14 protein-coding genes and 10 pseudogenes are annotated in these 19,775 nt (G+C 57.5%); 12 read left to right on the top strand and 12 right to left on the bottom strand.

The features are described 5' to 3' along the window. Nucleotides 1–79: 79 nt before the first annotated feature. Nucleotides 80–1,478, top strand: a pseudogene (locus JTY93_RS23895) (catalase). A gap of 155 nt (nucleotides 1,479–1,633) precedes the next feature. Beyond that, nucleotides 1,634–2,096, top strand: a pseudogene (bfr, locus tag JTY93_RS23890) (bacterioferritin). 65 nt (nucleotides 2,097–2,161) lie between these two features. On the opposite strand, the gene JTY93_RS29850 reads toward bfr, so the two are convergent. The 6 genes and pseudogenes from JTY93_RS29850 to JTY93_RS29825 form a co-directional block, all read right to left on the bottom strand. Next, the gene (locus tag JTY93_RS29850) at nucleotides 2,162–2,488 is read right to left on the bottom strand and encodes a hypothetical protein (RefSeq protein WP_311136336.1); all 327 of its coding nucleotides are present in this window, start codon (nucleotides 2,486–2,488) and stop codon (nucleotides 2,162–2,164) included. 70 nt (nucleotides 2,489–2,558) lie between these two features. Further along, nucleotides 2,559–2,699: a hypothetical protein gene (locus tag JTY93_RS29845; RefSeq protein WP_311136335.1), complete on the bottom strand. Its 141-nt coding sequence runs from the start codon at nucleotides 2,697–2,699 to the stop codon at nucleotides 2,559–2,561. 408 nt (nucleotides 2,700–3,107) lie between these two features. Beyond that, entirely contained in the window at nucleotides 3,108–3,359 is a 252-nt protein-coding gene (locus JTY93_RS29840) for a hypothetical protein (RefSeq protein ID WP_311136334.1), read from the bottom strand. Continuing rightward, complete coding sequence (locus tag JTY93_RS29835) at nucleotides 3,343–4,023, bottom strand: hypothetical protein (protein WP_311136333.1); 681 nt, start codon at nucleotides 4,021–4,023, stop codon at nucleotides 3,343–3,345. The genes JTY93_RS29840 and JTY93_RS29835 overlap by 17 nt, the downstream gene beginning before the upstream one ends. Before the next feature lie 55 nt (nucleotides 4,024–4,078). After that, nucleotides 4,079–4,480, bottom strand: coding sequence for a hypothetical protein (locus JTY93_RS29830; RefSeq protein WP_311136332.1), 402 nt, complete (start codon nucleotides 4,478–4,480; stop codon nucleotides 4,079–4,081). Beyond that, a pseudogene (locus JTY93_RS29825) lies at nucleotides 4,366–4,752 on the bottom strand (hypothetical protein); the annotation flags it as partial. The pseudogene JTY93_RS29825 and the gene JTY93_RS29830, both read right to left, overlap by 115 nt. Before the next feature lie 392 nt (nucleotides 4,753–5,144). On the opposite strand from JTY93_RS29825, the pseudogene JTY93_RS23880 reads away from it, so the two are divergent. The 6 genes and pseudogenes from JTY93_RS23880 to JTY93_RS29420 all read left to right on the top strand — a co-directional run bounded on the left by JTY93_RS23880 (nucleotide 5,145) and on the right by JTY93_RS29420 (nucleotide 11,407). Continuing rightward, a pseudogene (locus tag JTY93_RS23880) lies at nucleotides 5,145–6,530 on the top strand (MFS transporter). Nucleotides 6,531–6,539: 9 nt separating this feature from the next. After that, a complete protein-coding gene (gene ssb / locus JTY93_RS23875) occupies nucleotides 6,540–7,061 on the top strand; it encodes a single-stranded DNA-binding protein (protein ID WP_205518953.1) in 522 nt (173 codons plus the stop codon). Between the two features lie 98 nt (nucleotides 7,062–7,159). Beyond that, a complete protein-coding gene (locus JTY93_RS29430; RefSeq protein WP_240357258.1) occupies nucleotides 7,160–7,474 on the top strand; it encodes a hypothetical protein in 315 nt (104 codons plus the stop codon). A 162-nt stretch (nucleotides 7,475–7,636) separates the two neighbouring features. Beyond that, complete coding sequence (locus JTY93_RS29425; protein WP_240357257.1) at nucleotides 7,637–8,110, top strand: tyrosine-type recombinase/integrase; 474 nt, start codon at nucleotides 7,637–7,639, stop codon at nucleotides 8,108–8,110. Between the two features lie 591 nt (nucleotides 8,111–8,701). Then, nucleotides 8,702–8,956 carry a hypothetical protein gene (locus JTY93_RS23865; protein WP_205518952.1) on the top strand — a complete coding sequence of 85 codons (255 nt, stop codon included), beginning with the start codon at nucleotides 8,702–8,704 and terminating at the stop codon, nucleotides 8,954–8,956. A gap of 2,130 nt (nucleotides 8,957–11,086) precedes the next feature. Further along, on the top strand, nucleotides 11,087–11,407 hold the full coding sequence (locus tag JTY93_RS29420; protein WP_240357256.1) for a hypothetical protein: 321 nt from the start codon (nucleotides 11,087–11,089) through the stop codon (nucleotides 11,405–11,407). Nucleotides 11,408–11,673: 266 nt separating this feature from the next. Here the strand turns inward: JTY93_RS29420 and JTY93_RS23855 are convergent. Further along, nucleotides 11,674–12,820, bottom strand: a pseudogene (locus JTY93_RS23855) (IS3 family transposase). Between the two features lie 312 nt (nucleotides 12,821–13,132). Here JTY93_RS23855 and tam point away from each other — a divergent pair. Beyond that, nucleotides 13,133–13,884, top strand: a pseudogene (gene tam, locus JTY93_RS23850) (trans-aconitate 2-methyltransferase). Between the two features lie 10 nt (nucleotides 13,885–13,894). Here tam and JTY93_RS23845 read toward each other — a convergent pair. Continuing rightward, nucleotides 13,895–14,440 carry an isochorismatase family protein gene (locus tag JTY93_RS23845; protein ID WP_205518951.1) on the bottom strand — a complete coding sequence of 182 codons (546 nt, stop codon included), beginning with the start codon at nucleotides 14,438–14,440 and terminating at the stop codon, nucleotides 13,895–13,897. A 94-nt stretch (nucleotides 14,441–14,534) separates the two neighbouring features. On the opposite strand from JTY93_RS23845, the pseudogene JTY93_RS23840 reads away from it, so the two are divergent. From JTY93_RS23840 to JTY93_RS23830, 3 pseudogenes are all read left to right on the top strand, one after another. Next, nucleotides 14,535–15,497: pseudogene (locus tag JTY93_RS23840) on the top strand (GlxA family transcriptional regulator); the annotation flags it as partial. Between the two features lie 414 nt (nucleotides 15,498–15,911). Further along, nucleotides 15,912–16,892, top strand: a pseudogene (locus JTY93_RS23835) (DUF3182 family protein). 12 nt (nucleotides 16,893–16,904) lie between these two features. Next, nucleotides 16,905–17,643, top strand: a pseudogene (locus tag JTY93_RS23830) (alpha/beta hydrolase family protein). A 6-nt stretch (nucleotides 17,644–17,649) separates the two neighbouring features. Here JTY93_RS23830 and JTY93_RS23825 read toward each other — a convergent pair. From JTY93_RS23825 to JTY93_RS29405, 4 genes and pseudogenes are all read right to left on the bottom strand, one after another. Next, nucleotides 17,650–18,550 (bottom strand): annotated as a pseudogene (locus JTY93_RS23825) (UPF0104 family protein). A gap of 36 nt (nucleotides 18,551–18,586) precedes the next feature. Then, nucleotides 18,587–18,808 (bottom strand): hypothetical protein, encoded by a 222-nt coding sequence (locus tag JTY93_RS29415; RefSeq protein ID WP_240357255.1) that lies wholly within the window; start codon nucleotides 18,806–18,808, stop codon nucleotides 18,587–18,589. Beyond that, nucleotides 18,784–19,038: a phospholipase D-like domain-containing protein gene (locus tag JTY93_RS29410; protein ID WP_240357254.1), complete on the bottom strand. Its 255-nt coding sequence runs from the start codon at nucleotides 19,036–19,038 to the stop codon at nucleotides 18,784–18,786. The genes JTY93_RS29415 and JTY93_RS29410 overlap by 25 nt, the downstream gene beginning before the upstream one ends. A gap of 2 nt (nucleotides 19,039–19,040) precedes the next feature. After that, a complete protein-coding gene (locus tag JTY93_RS29405; protein ID WP_240357253.1) occupies nucleotides 19,041–19,592 on the bottom strand; it encodes a hypothetical protein in 552 nt (183 codons plus the stop codon). Nucleotides 19,593–19,775 lie beyond the last annotated feature (183 nt).

The raw sequence follows: 19,775 nt of genomic DNA, 5'->3' as shown, positions 1-19,775 counted from the left end.
GATTAGCCGGCAGTTCCAAGACTGACCTGAGGAGGTTGAGCATGAGCCACAAACCCTTACCACTGCCAGCGGCGCTCCGTTGCGGATAATCAAATTCCTGTTCTGCAGGCCCACGTGGCCCGTTGCTGCTCGACGACTTTCACCTGATCGAGAAACTTGCCCACTTCAACCGTGAAAACATCCCAGAGCGCCGTGTACACGCCAAAGGCTCGGGAGCGTACGGAACCTTCACGGTCACCAAAGCATCACTCAATCACCAGCGCCAAGCTGTTTGAAGCTGTCGGTAAGCAGACGCCGACTTTCCTGCGCTTCTCTACAGTCGGTGGCGAGCGCGGCTCGGCAGATACCGAACGCGACCCGCGTGGCTTTGCGTTGAAGTTCTACACCGAAGAAGGCAACTGGGATATTGTCGGGAACAACACCCTGTGTTCTTTATCCGGGACCCGCTGAAATTCCCTGATTTTATTCACACCCAAAAGCGCCTGCCGCAAAGCAACTTGAAAAGTGCGCAGATGATGTGGGACTTCTGGTCGCATTCGCCTGAGGCACTGCACCAGGTCACTATTCTGTTCTCGGATCGTGGCATCCCGGACGGCTACCGACACATGCACGGCTTCGGTAGTCATACCTACAGCTTGATCAGCGCAAATGGCGAGCGTCATTGGGTGAAGTGGCACTACAAAACCAAGCAAGGCATCAAGAACCTGGCACCTGCCGATGCTGCACGCCTTGCTGGTACTGACCCGGACTACGCCCAGCGTGATCTGTTCGAGGCCATTGAGCGCGGCGACTTCCCGAAATGGCGCGTCTGCATCCAGATCATGACTGAAGCCCAGGCCAACGCTCACTATGAGAATCCCTTCGACGTGACCAAAACCTGGTCGCAGAAAGAGTTTCCGCTGATTGAAGTCGGCGAATTGAGTTGAACCGCAACCCGCTGAACTACTTCGCCGAAGTGGAGCAGGCAGCGTTCGGTCAAGCAACATGGTGCCAGGTGTCGGTTTGTCTCCGGATCGCATGCTGCAAGGCCGTGTGTTCGCTTACGCTGACGCGCACCGCTACCGTATTGGCACTAACCATCAGCACTTGTCAGTGAATGCTGCGCGTAGTCCAGTCAGCAACTACCAACGTGATGGCTCCATGGCATTTGGTAGCAACGGTGGCGCGGCTCCCAACTACGAGCCTAATAGCTACGCCGACGCACCCAAACAGGCTCCGCAGTACGCAGAACCTGCCTTGGCACTCAGTGGCGCGGCAGATCGTTACGATCACCGTGAAGACACTGATTACTACAGCCACGCCGGTGCGCTGTTCCGCCTGATGAATGTTGAGCAAAAGCGCTGTTGATCAACAACATCGCTGGTGCAATGACTGGGGTTTCCAGTGATGTGGTTCAGCGTCAGTTGCAGCACTTCTTCAAGGCCGATCCAGCCTATGGAGAAGGAATAGCAACTGCGCTGGGTGTAGCGCTTAACTAACTCTAAGTGATAAGCAGAACCGCCCTCATTTGGGCGGTTTTTGCGTTATTTCAGCTACTTTTCTCTGAAAATCTTCACTTTTCTGCCGTTCGTCCCGTGACCTGCAGGTCAGCATGGTTCAAACTAAGGCCTTTCAAGCAGGGAGATGTAGGGCGATGCAAGGTCACCCCGACGTAATCGATTACCTCAACACGTTGCTGACGGGCGAACTGGCAGCTCGTGACCAATATTTCATTCACTCGCGCATGTACGAAGACTGGGGTTTACCGAGCTCTACGAGCGTATCAACCACGAAATGGAAGAAGAGGCACAGCATGCCGACGCGCTGATGCGCCGCATCCTGATGCTCGAAGGCACGCCGCGTATGCGTCCTGACGACCTGGATACTGGCACCACGGTGCCTGAGATGCTCGCCAGCGACTTGCGCCTGGAGTACAAGGTTCGCGCTGCACTGTGCAAAGGCATTGAGCTTTGCGAGAAGCACAACGACTACGTGACCCGTGAAATCCTGCGCGTACAGTTGAACGATACTGAAGAAGATCACACCTACTGGCTAGAAAAGCAGTTGGGTCTGATCAAGTTGATCGGTCTGGAAAACTACCGCAATCGCAGTTCTGATTTCGCCGGCAATGAAAAAGCCCCTGTCACCGCTACGGTGACAGGGTTTTGCTGGGCCCGAAAAATCAGGCCCGGTCGCGCGCCAGCAACGGCTTCAGATAGTAACCAGTGTGGGATTGCGGCATCTCGGAGACCTGCTCCGGCGTACCCACCGCAATAATCTGCCCACCCTTGGAACCGCCCTCCGGGCCGAGGTCCACCAGCCAGTCTGCCGTCTTGATCACATCCAGATTGTGCTCGATCACCACCACGGTGTTGCCGTGATCGCGTAGCCGGTGCAGTACGTCGAGCAATTGCTGGATGTCCGCGAAGCGCAGACCGGTAGTCGGTTCATCGAGGATATACAGGGTCTTGCCGGTATCGCGCTTGGACAGTTCGCGAGACAGCTTCACCCGCTGCGCCTCGCCACCGGATAAGTGGTCGCCGACTGCCCCAGTTTGATATACGACAAGCCCACGTCCATCAAGGTCTGGAGCGTGCCAGGCCCCGCACTGCGTCAAAGAACACCCGCGCTTCCTCGATGGTCATCTCGAGGGTTTCATGGATGTTCTTGCCCTTGTATTTGATCTCCAGGGTTTCGCGGTTGTAGCGCTTACTCTGCACACATCGCACGGCACGTAGATGTCCGGCAGGAAGTGCATCTCCACCTTGATCAAACCGTCGCCCTGGCACGCCTGCAGCGCCCGCCCTTGACGTTGAAGGAGAAGCGCCCAGGCCCATAACCACGGGACCGGGACTCCGGCACACCGGCGAATAGCTCGCGAATCGGCGTGAACAGCCCGGTGTAGGTCGCGGGTTGAGAGCGGGGGTGCGACCATCCGGCTTTGGTCGATATCCACCACCTTGTCCAGGAGCTCCAGGCCCTTGATGCTGTCATGCGCTGCAGCTTCCAGGGTGGTGGCGCTATTCAGCGCTGTGGCGCTGAGGGGAACAATGTGTTGTTGATCAACGTGGACTTGCCGAACGGATACACCCGTGACGCAGGTCAGCAGGCCCAAAGGGATTTCCAGGTCAACATTGCGCAGGTTGTTGCCGCGTGCGCCCTTGAGATGCAGCGCCTGTTTTTGTTACGTGGCGTACGTTTGCTGGCACTTCGATTTTTACCCGGCCAGACAAGTATTTGCCGGTCAGGGAGTCCGGATGGGCCATGACTTCAGCTGGTGTGCCCTGGGCAACGATGTGCCCGCCATGGACGCCCGCGCCGGGGCCGATATCGACCACATAGTCCGCCAGGCGAATGGCATCCTCATCGTGTTCGACCACGATCACCGTATTGCCGATATGCGCAGGTGCTTGAGCGTGCCCAGCAAACGATCATTGTCGCGCTGGTGCAGGCCGATGGAGGGCTCGTCGAGGATGTACAGCACGCCCACCAGGCCCGCGCCGATCTGGCTGGCCAGACGAATGCGCTGGGCCTCGCCGCCGGACAGCGTGTCGGCACTGCGATCCAGGGACAGGTAATCCAGCCCACGTTGACCAGGAACTGCAAGCGCTCGCGGATCTCCTTGAGGATCTTGTCGGCAATCTCGCCGCGTCGCCCGGTCAGCTTCAATACGCCGAAGTATTCGCAGGCATCACCGATGGGCAGGCTGGTCACCGCCGGCAATGTCTTCTCACCTACCCACACGTGGCGCGCCTCGCGACGCAAGCGAGTGCCCCGGCAATCCGGGCAGGGCTGTGTGCCGAGGAACGCCAGCTCCTCGCGCACGCTGGCCGACTCGGTTTCCCGATAGCGGCGCTCCAGGTTGGGCACGATGCCTTCGAATGGGTGGGAGCGCTTGACGATATCGCCACGGTCATTCAGGTATTTGAAATCGACGTTCTGGGAGCCGCTGCCATGCAGGATGATTTTCTGTTGCTCTGCTGGCAGCTCGTTGAACGGCACCCCCAGGCTGAATTTGTAGTGGGCGGCCAACGACCCGAGCATCTGAAGTAGTAGACATTGCGCCGATCCCAGCCGCGTATTGCACCCTCCGCCAGCGTCAGGTCGCCATTGACCAGGCGCTTGATGTCGAAGAACTGCTTGACCCCAACCCATCACAGGTCGGACAGGCGCCGGCCGGGTTGTTGAAGGAGAACAGCTTGGGTTCCAGCTCGCCGATGGCGTGGCCGCAGATCGGGCAGGCAAAGCGTGCGGAGAAGATGATTTCTTCGCCTGGCTCGTCGTCCATCGGGGCAACCAGGGCGATACCGTCCGCCAGTTTCAGCGCGGTTTCGAACGACTCCGCCGGCGCTGCTGCAGATCGGCACGCACCTTGAACCGGTCGACTACTACATCGATGGTGTGCTTCTTCTGCTTGTCCAGCTTGAGCTTCATCCAGCTCATAGAGCTTGCCGTTGATCCGGGCACGGACAAAACCCTGGGCGCGCAGCTCTTCGAACACAGAGGTGTTCGCCCTTGTGCCTGCGGATCACCTGAGCCAGCAGCATCATTGGCGCCTTCCGGCTGTGCTAGCACCAGGTCAACCATCTGGCTGACGGTCTGGGCTTCCAGCGGAACATCGTGATCCGGGCAGCGTGGAATACCGCGCGCGCGCACAGCAAGCGCAGGTAATCGTAAATTTCGGTAATGGTGCCCACGGTGGAGCGAGGGTTGTGGAGGTCGACTTTTGTTCGATGGAAATGGCTGGCGACAGGCCTTCAATGGTGTCGACATCAGGCTTTTCCATCATCGACAGGAACTGCCGGGCATAGGCCGACAGCGACTCACATAACGACGCTGGCCCTCGGCATATGGCGTATCGAACGCCAGCGATGACTTGCCGGACCCGGCAAGCCGGTGATGACAATCAGTGTTTGTCCCGGGGCAGGGTCAGGTCGATGTTCTTCAGGTTGTGGGTTCTGCCCCACGAATCAGGATCTTGTCCAAGATGGCCTCGCACGGCAGGCGTATAAATAATGCAGGAGTATACGGCTAAAGACTGGATGAATATACACTGTCAGTTTGCCCATTTCAGCCTTACATGAAAGCTGCGCGGCAAAGCGCCGCATATACCCTCTCAATCGATGGGACTGGTAGAATCACGCCGGTTCACACGAGGTTTTTCCATGCACGATCCCCACAGCGAACGCATGAGTAGCGGCGAGACCCGAGCGGCAAGCGGTCTGGCCCTGGTGTTCGCCTTCCGTATGCTGGGCATGTTCATGGTGTTGCCGGTACTGGCGACCTATGGCATGGACCTCGCAGGCGCGACCCCAGCCTTGATTGGCCTGGCGATTGGCGCCTATGGTCTGACCCAGGCGATTTTCCAGATTCCGTTCGGGATCATTTCCGACCGCATTGGCCGCCGGCCATTGATCTACCTGGGGCTGATCGTGTTCGCCCTGGGCAGCGTGTTGGCGGCCAATGCCGATTCGATCTGGGGCGTGATCGCCGGACGTATCCTGCAAGGTGCCGGGGCGATTTCTGCGGCGGTGATGGCACTGCTGTCAGATCTGACCCGCGAGCAGCATCGTACCAAGGCCCTGGCCATGATTGGCATGACCATCGGTCTTTCGTTTGCCGTTGCGATGGTGGTTGGCCCGCTGCTGACCCGTGCGTTCGATTGCACGGCCTATTCCTCGCCACTGGGGGCATGGCGCTGTTCGGCATCGTGATCGTGGCCTTTATGGTGCCGCGCTCCACCGGGCCGCTGCAGCACCGTGAATCGGGCGTGGCAAAGCAAGCGCTGCTGCCGACGCTCAAGCACCCGGACTTGCTGCGCCTGGATTTAGGTATCTTTGTATTGCATGCGATGCTGATGTGCAGCTTCGTCGCGTTGCCCTGGCGCTGGTGGAAAAGCCGGATTGCCCAGGGAACAGCACTGGTGGGTCTATCTCACCGCCTTGTTGATTTCATTCTTCGCCATGATCCCGTTCATCATCTATGGCGAGAAGAAACGCAAATGAAACGAGTTTTGCTCGGTGCCGTCGCGACATTGATGCTCACTGAACTATTCTTCTGGCAGTTCGGCGACAGCCTACGGGCATGGTAATCGGCACGGTGTAATTTTCACTGCGTTCAACCTGCTGGAGGCGTCACTGCGTTCGCTGATCAGTAAAGTTTCACCGGCAGGCGGCAAAGGCACGGCGATGGGGTTTATTCCAGCAGTCAGTTCCTCGGTTCGGCGCTGGGCGGCATCATGGGCGGCTGGATGTTCCAGCATGGCGGTTGTCAGTTGTGTTCCTCGGATGCGCCGGGCTGGCTGCACTTTGGCTGGTCTTTGCTGTTACCATGCGCGAACCTCCCTACGTCACAAGTCTGCGTTTGCCGCTATCGCCGGAGGCGATCCGTGAAAGCGGTCTGGTAGAGCGCCTGAAGGCCGTCGTAGGGGTAACAGATGCAGTCGTGGTCGCTGAAGAGGCGACCATTTACATCAAATTGGACACCGAATTATGGATCGCGCGACGCTCGAGCAACTGGTCAACCCAGTGCCGACAGCGCGCCCAGCCTAGGAGAACGTTATGGCCCGTGGGGGTAAACAAGTCATATTGGTCGGTACATGCGGCCAGGATCCCGAAGTTCGCTACTTGCCTAACGGTAACGCCGTGACCAACCTGAGTCTGGCGACCAGCGAACAATGGACCGACAAGCAGACCGGCCAGAAGGTCGAGAAACCGAATGGCACCGTGTATCGATGTTCAGCAAGGTTGCAGAGATCGCCGGTGAATACGCGCCAGGGTTCGCAGGTCTGCATCGAAGGCAAACTGCAGACCCGCGAGTGGGAAAAAGACGGTATCAAGCGTTACACCACCGAAATCGTGGTTGATATGCAAGGCACCATGCAACTGCTGGGCGGCCGTCCACAGGGCGACCAACAGGGCCAGGGCGGCATGTCCAATCGGCACCGCGCCCACAGCAGTCGCGTCCACAGCCAAGCCAGCAGCCACAGCGTGAGTCGCGCCCAGCGCCACAGCAGGCGGCACCGCAACCGGCTGCTGATTTCGACAGCTTTGATGACGATATTCCCTTCTGAGGAGCCGTAGAGACTTCTTTGTAAAGTTTCTTCTGGAAGCCCCCGCATTGCAGGGGCTTTCGTTTTCGCGTTGTAAAAAAATTGACGTGTTTTAACTAGGTTCCTACCTTGAATTTACGTAAGGAATTCGAGGTGGGTATGCAGTTAGCAATCAGACGGTTTCAGGCGGAATCAGGAGAGAGGTTTTCTATCCTCGTCGATAACGCCGGCATGCCGCTTTATTACCCCGCGCTGTACGTGACTGCCGAGATGCGTGGGCGCTCGCTTTCCATTAACACTATCAATAACGCGCTATCGGCGCTCAAGGCGATATGCGCCTGGCAGAGTTACTACGGCCTTGATCTAGAGTCGCGTTTTAAGCAGAGCGAGCTGCTTTGTCGTCATGAGATCATTCTTTGCGGGACTTCATGCAAAAGCCTCTGAAGATATGTGTCAAAGGACAAGCAGGTCGTCCCTAAAGGCCGTCGAAGAAGGGTCGCCCAGGACAATCAGTACAACTGAATCACTGTTATCGCTGGGTACGTCCGATTTCTTGCAGGCAGATTGCACCCAGTAACAGAGACCAGTGCGCAGGAAATTGATGCCATGGTGGCTCAGATCAAAGCAAATCGACCGAAGATTGGCGATAAAACTGAAGAAGGCACATCTGATTCCCATCTGGATGACTCCGTTTTGGATATGGTTGAAGAAATTCTAAAGCCAGGCAGCGAATCCAACCCGGTTGCCGACGTTGGCCTTCAATTTCGGAACGCATTGATGTTCACAATTCTTCGTCTCACAGGGATGCGGCGTGGAGAACTGCTGAACCTCAGAAGTGAAGACTTCGATTTTGCGAAAAATACGGTCAGGATCGTGCGACGAGCAGACTCTGCTGGCGATCCAAGAACTTATCAGCCAGTCGCTAAGACGCGGGAGCGTACATTTCCTCTGATCCCTGAGCTCATGCAGCGAATCCATGAGCATATCGCCAAATTCCGCAACAAGATTCCGGGTGCTCGTAAGCATGGATATCTTTGTGATTCATCGTTCAGGACAGACTGTGGGCTGGCCGCTTTCTAATTCTGGCTTCGGAAAATTTATTGCAACTCTGTCGACTCTAGCCGATGAATTTTCTGGTCTGCATACCCATGCCCTTCGGCACCATTGGAACTACATATTTTCGAGGAGCCGCGATAAAGACGGCGTAACCCCTGAGCGAGAACAACAACTCCGCTCTTACTTGATGGGGTGGAGTGAAACTTCTGGCACAGCGTCAATTTATAACAAGCGCCATATCAAGAAGCGGCTGGAAAGGCTGTGATGGGCTTGCAAAAAAGCACATGGGGAAATCCTCTGATGATCATGAATAATAATGCTGCTCTAGCTCGGTATGAGCGCACTTCATTGTCTCCAAAGATGGCTATGAGGTGGAGATATATTCAAGCCATTGGAGGCTGAGTAAAGATATCAGATTCTTCCTCGATACTTTTCCCTCATTTCTGAATGATGATTTCAAGCGCACATTTAGGCAGGTTTGGCCATCTATGGAGAAACCTGTTCAGCGCATTACACTATGTCACTGTACCGCCGATTCAAATCTTATTTTGAAGCAACTCATTCTCTCCCACTATTCAGTCGGAATCGATGATCTCGTATCGCCACAGATAGCTGATGCTGATTGGGAGCTCAGCTCTTGCGTGCATTCATCGCACATGGGTCAGTCTTGGATATCCTGGAGCCTCCGCCGATACCCTGAAAATGATGGAGGGCTGGAGGATAAAAGGGAATGAAAAAGGCTACGCAGTACAATCGATGTGTCCAGAAAATGGGCCGCTTACAGATATTGAGATGGAAGCTATTGTCTCAGGCGTGCTTGATTGTTATGCGATTGGAAAACTAGATTTGGACAAACTTGCTTCGCGATGATTTTAGCTATGACTGGCAGGCGCCCAGCTCAAATTGCAGCATTGAAGATTAAAGACCTTATCCCTGTTGGGCAGCGTTACTTCATCAATTTTCCGCGTGGTAAGCAAAAGCACGGGGTGGCGTCAGTCGTTCTCTAAGTTTGAAGTTGTTGAGGACTTGTGGACCCTTCTTCAGGAGCAGGTAGGCCATGTCAAATCAGTTATTTCTAATCTTCTCGGTGGATCTATCCGGCAGAATCTTGTGTCCGAGCTGCCACTGTTTCCGACCTTCAAACACTACGACACGAACAAAGATCTTGAGTCGCAACTGGCAGGAGATTTTTGCATGCCCGCGTGAATGAGATCGGTTACTCGATGTCGAGCGTTAAAGAAGTGATCGCCGTTATCAGCCACCGAACTGGCGCTTACACCAACATCAACCCATATCGCTTCCGCTACACCCTCCGGGACCAACCTCGCGAGGGGGCAGGGGCGAATACATCATCGCGAAGCGCTTGATCCTCCGACATCCAAAATGCTGGTGTCTATGTGAGGAACATTCCCGAGATCGTTGAGCGCATCGATAAAGCTGTAGCGCTACAGTTAGCTCCACTTGCGCAAGCGTTCCAAGGCGTCCTTGTCGTTGATGAGGCCAAGGCTCGCCGTGGGGGATCGTTCAAGCGAATTGCAGTGCAGGTGGCAACGTCGGTAGCTGCGGGAGCTATGGGTTTTGTGGAGCTCTGGCCCCGGTCGCCTGTTACACCTGTTCGCATTTTCAGCCTTGGCTGGATGGACCTCATGAGGATGTCTTAGATCAGCTAATTCTTGAGCGTGACAGCGTTTATGAAGGCACAGGCGACCTGAAGATCGCATCCGTCAATGACCGACTCATTCTTGCAGTTAGTGATGTAGTAACTCGTTGCAATGCCATGAAGAGCGATCTCGCCAATGTCTAACATCTTTCAGTTTGTTCCGAAGGCCCAAGCTGCCAGCCGGCAGAACCTTGATGAGTTCATCGTCATGTGCCGAGAAGGCTTACAGTGTTTGGTGCCGATCTGGATTGTACGACGATACGTGGCCAGGTGTAGGTAACTTCAAAGGTGCTCCGTCTCGTGGCTATAGCGAAGCGCAGCTTCCGGACGCAGGCATCATTCCATTCGCCAAGGCATACGTTCGTTATCACAAGCCATAACCCTAGGAAGCTGAAGAATGAGTTCAAGGCCATTCGCTGCGTTGAAGCTGCTTTGCTTGAAATTAAAGGCTGTGCTGACATCACGCAGACCGATATCAGTGTCTTGATGAACCGCCAAGGTAGCGTTTACTTACGGCGCAAGTTCATATCAAGCGGGCATCAGCGGCGAAACTCGTTGAATTCCTCAATGAAAGCCGAATCATCCCAGCACCAATTTCCCTGAAGACCCAGTAAAAAACCCAAGGAGATTCATCGTACTGATTCCGTCGGCAAGCAACGGCGCGAGGACAAAATGCCTCCAGAGCGAACGCTTCAGGCAATAGCGGAGATGTTCAGCAATGACCTTCAGGGCGCGCGAGATCGCTTCACTACATCAATCTTTGCGCTATGCATGTGCGCTCCATCTCGCATCAGCGAAGTACAAGACCTTCCCCTCAACTGCCTGCACCGGGAGACCGACAGCAAAGGCGTAAAGCGTCTCGGGCTCAGGCTTTACGCAGGAAGGGATATGAATCTGATATTAAATGGCTTCCTACTGTTCTGGTGCAAACGGCTGAGGAAGCGGTTCGCCGTCTCACAGAAATGTCCGAGCCGGGGCGCATGCTCGAAGTGGCTTGAAAGCCATCCGGATAAGTTCTATCGCCATGAAAACTGTCCTAACTTCGGTGAAGATCACCCTCTAAGTGACACCCAAGCATGCCTTGCTCTGGGGTTAGATCCAGTGACGTAGCGGCGGTAGCTACCGCTAAGCTGAAAGCGGGAATGAAATCCTACAAACCATTTCCGGCCTTTTATGCAGAGAACGGCTACGTCACATTGCGGTTTCTGAACGGTTTCATGCACAGCAAGCTGCCGAAGGGTGGCCGTGGCTCAACAAAGAGCGGCACATCAAGTATTCCGAGGCGCTCTGCTGTTTTAGACAAAACGAACTGAGGATGGATTATCCAGCACGACCGATCGTTGTCTGGTCTCCGGGAGAGTACGTTCACCACCGACATCAACTACATCGATGGCCAAGAGCGCAGCATCTGGGAACGGAATGGCTATAAAAATCCTGATGGAACCCCTATTTCTATGGGGTCTCATCAAGTTCGGCACTACCTGAATACGCTGGCTCAGCGCGGCAGCTTAGGCCAATTGGACATTGCTAAATGGTCAGGGCGAGCCAACATCCAGCAGAACGCTACCTACAACCACATGACAGCCGATGAGCACGTAGAGATGGCCAGGGAAGCGGGTATTGGTGTCGCGTTGACCAAGATCAGGAGAACGCGCCAGTGACGTTGGCTGACCTTGACACCACGGGGTGGAATTGCCCACATCACAATTTTCGGCTTCTGCGTGCATGACTATTCAATGCTTCCGTGTCAGAAGCACCGTGACTGCCTGAATTGCACTGAGCAAGTCTGCGTTAAGGGTGATGCCAACAAGCTCGAAAGACTCAAAGTCATCGTGACAGTATCCGCCTTCAGCTTGGCAAGGCTCAGGCGGCGAAGAAGACGGTATCTACGGTGCCGACCGCTGGAGTCTGAATCGCCCCGGATTCTCTAGACACCTTGCAAGCTCATTGCGTAACGCTTTTCAAACTCTACCGGTGACAGCTGATTGTTGAAACCATGGCGGCGTTTTACGTTGTAGAACATCTCGATGTAATCAAACACATCACTCCGAGCATCTTCCGCGTGGTGTAGATTTTTCGCTGATCCGTTCCCGTTTCAGAAGCTGGAAAAAGCGCTCGGCCACGGCGTTGTCATGACAGTTGCCTCGGCGACTCATGCTGGCAACCAAATTGTTTGCCTTCAAAAAGCTGCGCCAATCGGAGCTGCTGTACTGGCTGCCTTGGTCGGAATGAACCATCACCTCTTGCTTCGGTTTACGCCTCCAACCCGCCATCAACAACGCATCAATAGCCAAATCACTGGTCATCTGCGACTTCATTGACCAGCCAACGACCTGCCGAGAAAACAGATCCAGTACCACCGCCAAATACAACCAGCCTTCATACGTACGAATGTACGTGATGTCGGTTACCCAAACCTTGTTGGGTTCCACAACATCGAACTGGCGCTTCAGCAAATTGGGTGAGACGACTGCTGGCTTACCGCCGTACTTTCCAGGGCGGCGTCGATAACCTGTCCGAGAACGCAGACCTTCAAGACGCATCAGCCTCGCCACACGATGACGACCACAATCCTCACCGACCTCGCGCAGATCGTCGTGGATTTTGCGATAGCCATAAACGCCACCGCTCTCCAACCAGGAATGCTTGATCAAACCCAGCAGTCGCTGGTCGTCTTTAGCGCGTACAGATTGCGGCTCAGACAGCCAGGCGTAATAACCGCTGGGATGGACTTTCAGCGTCAGGCAAAGCCGTCGAATCGAATAGTCGCCCGCGCGCTGCTTGATAAAGGCGTACTTCAGCCGCACTCCTTGGCAAAGTACGCGGCGGCCTTTTTAATATGTCTCGCTCTTCAGTGACGCGCTTGAGTTCCGCTCGCAGACGACGTAGCTCAGCGTGCTGATCATCATCCTGCTGCCGTTCTTCTTGAGGTTTGCTGTGGCGCTTTATCCAGGCATAGAGGCTATGCGTCGACACGCCGAGACGGGCGGCTACCTCAGCGACAGGCAGCTTCTTTTCAGTCACTTGATTGACTGCTTGATTTTGAATTCTTCGGGATAACGCGGGTTGCTCATGGCACCTCCTGATTGGCCTCATTTTAAGGCATGGAGGTGTCTACGAGGCCCGGGGCGTCAGTAATGATGATCCGTCAATGCCCAATAAGATATGAGCTTAAGCCCACTCAGTCGTTAGTCTTGCTGACTGTCTGGTACTCATAACCGTTCTAGGCCACCTTGGCCCGGACTATCCCGTAACACCAGGAACCCCCGGTGGCTTTGCCTCGGGGGTTTCTTGTTTATAGGGAAATTCCGGAGGCCTGGCATTTGTCCCCGTGTGCCACGAGACTTAAGCTGTAGCGCATTCCCTTACCCCAGAAGGAAGCCCTGATGACCTGGTCTGCCCAGCGTATTCGATGTTTGAACAACAGCGCACCCGTCCCGTCCGGGACCTGGTCGCCGCCATTCCTGCTGGTAATGCGCACTGCGGTCGACCTGGGTTGTGGCCCCGGCAGCTCCACCGAGGTGTTGGCCGAACGTTTCCTCACGCAACGATTACTGGCTTGGACGGTTCACGGGACATGCTGGTCAGCGCCCGCGGGCGGCTACCGGCACTGCGCTTTGAATTGGCCGATATCGGCGCCTGGAAGCCTGGGCAACAGTTCGATGTGATCCTCGCCAACGCCTCGCTGCAATGGGTGCCCGACCACGCCAGCCTCTATCCGCACCTGGTGGCGCAACTGACACCGGGCGGGACGCTGGCAGTGCAAACCCCGGACAATCTCAACGAGCCCGCTCACCGCCTGGCCCGTGAAGTGGCAGCGCAAGGGCCGTGGGCGAACAAGATCGGCGCGGTCAAACATGAGGCTCGTCACCCGGCAAGTTATTACTTCGAACTGTTGAGCAAGCATTGCAGTGCCGTGGATGTATGGCACACCACTTATTACCACCCGCTCACCGGCCATGAGGCGGTGGTGGGTGGTTCAGGGACGGGCCTGCGGCCATTCTGCGCCGCTGGACGAGGCCGAGCAAGGCGCCTTCCTCGACGCCTATCTGGCGCACATCCGCGAGGCTTATCCGGCCCTGGCCGATGGCACGGTGTTGCTGCCGTTTCACGCCTGTTCATCATCGCCACGCGCTGACAGTCAGCCTTCAGGCCTTCAGGAACTCGTCCGCCGAAACCACGCTGGCATAGGCAAATGCCAGCGACGCCATACAGGCCTCATGCACCTGGGCCGCCGCAACGGTCTTGCCATTGAACTCCAGGTCACGGGTGGCACAGGCATCGTGGATCACCGTAACGGTGTAGCCATAATCCGCCGCTGCCCGAACCACTGCGTCGATACACATGTGGCTCATGCTGCCCACCACCACCAGGTCGGTGATGCTGCGCTGTTCAGCAGATCGCGCAGGTTGGTTTGGCGAAAGGCATTTACAAAATGCTTGAGTACCACCGGTTCGTCGTTTTCGTTCAGCACCTTGGGATGCAAGTGCGCGCCTTCGAACCTGGCGTGAAGAAGGGGCGTCGTCAGAAGTGAACTCATGGCGCACATGGATCACCGCATCACCGGCCTGGCGAAACGCCTGGAGCAGTTGTTGTGCCTTGTCTGCGGCAGCCTCGACACCAGCCAGTGGCCATTTGCCCTGGGGGAAGTAGTCGTTCTGGATATCAATTAGGATAAGTGCTTGCTTGGCCATGAGTATTTTCTCGTGATGGGCTGATGCGTCCAGTATCGTGGCTGGCGCGAGGCTCGGGATTGGCTGCACCGACAATAACAGGGGAAAACTGACAATGGCTCTGGAACGCTCGATCGTCGAGCTTGGCGTGCTGATTTACAGCGGTGCGCAGATGGCCGCGGTACACGGCTTGACCGACCTGTTTGGGGTCGCCAATCGCATCGCCGCCGAGCATCAGGCCGAGCAGTTGCCCGTGTTGCGTATCAGCCATTGGCAGGTGGGTGGCGATGGTACTCCTGTTCGGGCTTTCGACAGCCTGCCTGGGCCTGAACAACCCTTGATGGCGGTGCTGGTACTGCCCTCGATTGGTGAATTCTGCGAAGAACAGGCGCCGCCCCGGCTGTTGCAGCGGCTGCGCGAGCAACATGCGCGGGCACAGTGCTGGGAGGCGTGTGCATCGGCTCGATCATGCTGGCGCGCAGCGGTTTGCTCGATGGGCGCAGCGCCACCACCCACTGGTCTTCGGCCAGCACCTTCGCCAGTCGTTTTCCCGCGGTGCGCGGAGGCCGACAAACCTATCGTCGATGATGGCGACCTGATTACCACCGCCGGGCTGATGGCCTGGTCGAACTGGGCCTGCGCCTGGTCGACCGCCTCATGGGCCGAGCATCGCCGCTGGCACTGCGCGTTTTCTGGTGATTGAGCACAGTGACAGCGCCAGCCAGTGCGGCAGCAATTTTGCGCCGATCCTGAGCCATGGTGACGGGGCGATCCTCAAGGTCAGCACGCTTTGCAGGCCAGCGGTGCGGTGGACGTATCGCTCGCGACGATGGCACAGGCAGCCGGCCTGGAAGAGCGCACCTTCCTGCGCCGTTTTCGCAATGCCACCGGCCTGAAACCCACCGAATATTGCCAGCACCTGCGAGTCGGCAAGGCGCGGCAGATGCTCGAGCTTACCAATACCACCATCGACCAGATTGCCTGGACCGTGGGTTATCAAGACCCCAGTGCCTTTCGCGCAACCTTCAAAAAAATCACCGGCCTTGCGCCCAATGATTACCGCAACCGGTTCGGGGTAAAGGCACCCGCTGATCACCAGATACACCCCACCCATGTAGGAGCGAGCTTGCTCGCGATGGCATCTATCAGTAAGTGCATCTTGCCTGACCCACCGCTATCGCGAGCAAGCTCGCTCCTACATTTTTTCCCGCTGACTGGCCCGGCATCGTGCAGAACGCCGGACCCTTGATCACGCTTCGTGCAGAATGAGGCAGGCCAAATGCCATCTCCTTCACGCTAACCGCTTGATCTGCCAACCCTTTGCCCCGATTGCAGCTTGGCCTGAACCTGCAACCCTCGTGCTACACACCTGCAAGCCTTGCCCAAGGGGACGCATGACCCCGACCAACCGTAAGAAAATCGTGGTGGCCCACTCGATCCGGCCCGACGCCCCTTCACGAAGTGGAAACCAACGCGCGCCCTCGCTCGCTGGCTGGCGCAGATCCTCGGGCTCGACTACGGCGGTAGCTACAGCCTCGACCTGCACGCCCAGGCGGATCTGTACCTGCTGCCCACCCAGACCCTGGTGGGACCTGCCCAGGCACTCAGCCTGGGAGTGAAGGGCCCGGAGGACTTGTGGGGTGGTTACGTCGACCACGATTTCATCTGCACCAAAGCCATTACCCCGGCCTGCACGGCCCCGGCGCGGTGGCGCCCGAGGGCTGGTCGCCGTTGTTTGCCGAGCGGGTTCGCGCAGTGGTGCTCGGCGGCTTAGGCGTGTTTGCCGTGCAAGATGCTCGCGCGGCCATGCAGTTGCTGGAGTTGGGGCCGATTCGCCTGAAGCAGGTGCATGCCTGCGCCGGTCGGGGCCAGGAGGTGGTCGAAAGCCTCAAGCAATCCGACGCAATCCTCGCCCGCGCCGATGTATCCGACCTGTTCGCCAAAGGTGTGGTGTTGGAGCAAGACCTGCAGGATGTGGTGACGCACAGCGTCGGCCAAAGCTTTATCGGCGGTCATGTATTCAGTTCTGCGGCGAGCAATACCTGACCCAGGACGGGCAGGGCGAAGCGGTCTACGGCGGCTCCGAGCTGCTGGTGGTGCCGGGGTACTACGAAGAGTTGCTTACCCTGTCGCTGGACGAGGACGTGCGCCTGGCCATTGAACAGGCACAGGTCTTCGATAACGCCGCCGATGAGGCCTATCCTGGTTTTTATGCCTCGCGGCGCAACTACGACATCGCCCGGGGCCTGACAGCCAAGGCACGCAGCGCAGCGGTGTGCTGGAGCAATCGTGGCGCATGGGCGGCGCCAGCAGCGCGGAGGTCGCGGCGTTGCAGAGCTTTATCAACGATCCCACCCTGCGGGCGATTCGCGTGTCGTCCGTGGAGACCTATATCGACCAGCACTGCCCGCCGATGCCATCGAGATCTATCGCGGCCCGGCAGAAAACAGCGACTTTCTTCTCAAGTACGTAACGGTCAAATCCTATGACGGCTAGAAGCGAAACCATCACCATTGATATCGATGACGAACAGATGGGCAGGACCTTTCTCAGTCCCAAGTCAAAAGTGCCAGGGTGTTGTTCGTGCATGGCTGGGGCGGTAGCCAGGAGCGCGACTGGAACGGGCCAAGGTATCGCCGGCCTGGGCTGCGTGTGCCTCACCTTTGATTTGCGCGGGCATGCAGGCAATGGCATTCCTTGTCGCGGGTCACTCAGGACAACCTGCGGACTTGCTCGCGGCCTATGATCGCCTGTTGGCGCACCCGCCATCGACACCTCGGCGGTGGCGGTGGTGGGCACCAGTTACGGGGCTACCTGGCGCGATCCTTACCTCCCTACGCCCGGTGCGCTGGCTGGCGCTGCGTGCGGCGCTGTATCGCGACCAGCAATGGCACACCCCAAGCGCGACCTGGATAAAGCCGACTTGATGGATTACCGCAGCACGCTGGTGCACGCCGAAACCAATCGCGCACTGCACGCCTGCGCCGCCTTTACCGGGGATGTGTTGATCGTCGAATCAGAAACCGATGACCATGTGCCCCACGCCACCATCATGAGCTACCGCGCTGCATGCCAGCAGACCCATTCGCTGACGCATCGGATCATCGACAGTGGCGACCATTCGTGAGCGACCCGGTGTCTCAGCAGGCCTCACCTCGATCCTGGTGGACTGGATCACCGAGATGGTGGTGGGCGAGCGGTTGAGCATCATCCAATCCCAATGATGGGTTTCATGCGGGTGTTTTCTTCACCCGCAGGGCCTTGGCCTTCGCCTCCACTGCGAGGTACATCACCAGGGCGACCAGCAACGGCAAGATAAAATAGATCGCCCGATAGGCAATCAACCCGGCGAGCAGGCTACCCCGTGAGGCTTCATGTTGTAGCAGGGCGATAAACACCGCCTCCAGTACGCCAAGGCCGGCCGGAATATGTGTCACCACGCCGGCAATCGCGCTGATCAGCAACACCCCCAACACCAGCGGATAGTCGAGCTTGGCCGGCAGCAAGGTAAAAATCACCGCCGCCATCAGCGACCAGTTCAACGCACCGAGCGCCAGTTGCAGACACGCCATGCGCAGCGACGGCGGGTTGATCTCGATCCCGCGTATCGACCAGGCGCGCTTCTTCGAAAACTGACAGGCCGCCAGATAGCCGAGGCTCGCCACTACCAGCAACACGCCGACACCTTGCAGGGCGCCGCTACTGTTTTCAGCCCGGCGGCATCGTTACCAGGCCGCTGCTGAACACCACGCCGGCCAAGGCCATATAGCCAAACCAATTGGTGGCCAGGCTCAAGCCAGGATTTTCGCAATATTGCCGTTGCTCACCCCCAGCCGCGAATACAGCCGGTAGCGCATGGCAATCCCGCCGACCCAGGCGCTGAGGTTGAGAACGCGTAACTGATGATGCCCACCGGCAGGGTCTGCTTCAGCGCAAGGGCTGGCGCACGTAGGTCCGCCCGATCAGGTCAAAGCACGCGTACACCAGGAAACTGCACAGGGTCAGCCCGGCCGCGATCCCCAACGTGCGCAGCTTGAAGTCGCCGAGGGTGGCGAATGCTTCGCTCCAGTCGATACGCCGGGCGAGCAGGGTAAACAGCACGATCAGCAACAGGAAGAACGCGACGGTCAGCGGCTTCTTCCAGCGTTTGAACGCGTGACGCGCGCATCAGCCGCGTGGGCTTGGCTCATGGTCCTGGCTCCCGTTATGCACAAAGGGTTTCAAGCGCGGTTTATGCGCGGGCAGCCACCCAGTCCAGGCCGGAAAATGCCGCAGTACATGGAACACCACAAACCCCACGGTCACCCGCCACAACCAGCCGCGCGGCGTGCGGTTTTCCGGCATGGTCTCGCAGTGGTTGCGGCTCAGGTCTTCGAGGCGCTCGAACAAGGTTGATTGAACCCTCGGTCACGAATCAGCACATTGGCCTCCAGGTTCAGCGCCAGGCTCAGCGGGTCGAGGTTGCTCGAGCCCACGGTGCTCCACCCTTCATCCACCAGGGCCACCTTGCCGTGCAGTGGGCGCTGGCAATACTGTGGATCACCACGCCTTCCTTGAGCAGATAGTCGTAGAGCATGCGCGCCGCTAACTTGGCCATCAGCACATCGGGCTGGCTGCATGATCAACTGCACCTGCACGCCGCGTCGGGCGGCATTGCGTCCCGTAGCAGGCGATAACCGGGAAAGAAGTAGGCATTGGCGATCACCACGCGCTGGCGGGCGTGGCGCAGGGCGTGCAGGTAGGCTTCCTCGATATCGCTGCGGTGTTGCAGGTTGTCGCGGTAGATCAGGCGTACCAGGCCGTCACCTTCCTGCGCAGCCCATGACGGTTGCTGCCGTCGCCGCCAACCGCGCCGCGTACGCACCGGGCGCCCACTTTGCGCCAGGGCAAAGTGATGCAGGTCCGCCACGGCCGGCCCGATCACCTGCACCGCATAATCCTGCTTCTCGGGACCGAAGTCCGCCAGATGATCTGCAGAAAAATTGATCCCGCCGATAAACCCCACCGCAGCGTCCACGACCACGATCTTGCGATGCAGGCGGCGAAACCAGCTGGTGCGAAACCCCAGGGTCTTGGGCGCCGGGTCGAACATCTGGACCGTGACCCCGGCCTGGGCCAACTCGCCGAACCCGGGGCCCAGTCTGCCGCAGCCAAAGCCATCAAGACTGACCACCACCTTTACACCGCGCTGGGCTGCCTCGATCAGAACCCGTGCAACTCATGGCCAACCTTGTCTTCGAACAGAATAAATGTCTCCAGGAGGATTTCCTGGCGAGCCTGGCGCAGGGCCTCGAATACCTTGGGAAGTACGCCTCGCCGTTCTCCAGCAGTTGCAGCTGGTTGCCGGGCTGCCAGC

This window comes from Pseudomonas hygromyciniae, assembly GCF_016925675.1.
GTDB lineage: Bacteria > Pseudomonadota > Gammaproteobacteria > Pseudomonadales > Pseudomonadaceae > Aquipseudomonas > Aquipseudomonas hygromyciniae.
Note: the sequence above shows the minus strand (reverse complement) of the source record. Positions and strands in the feature narration are given on the sequence as shown.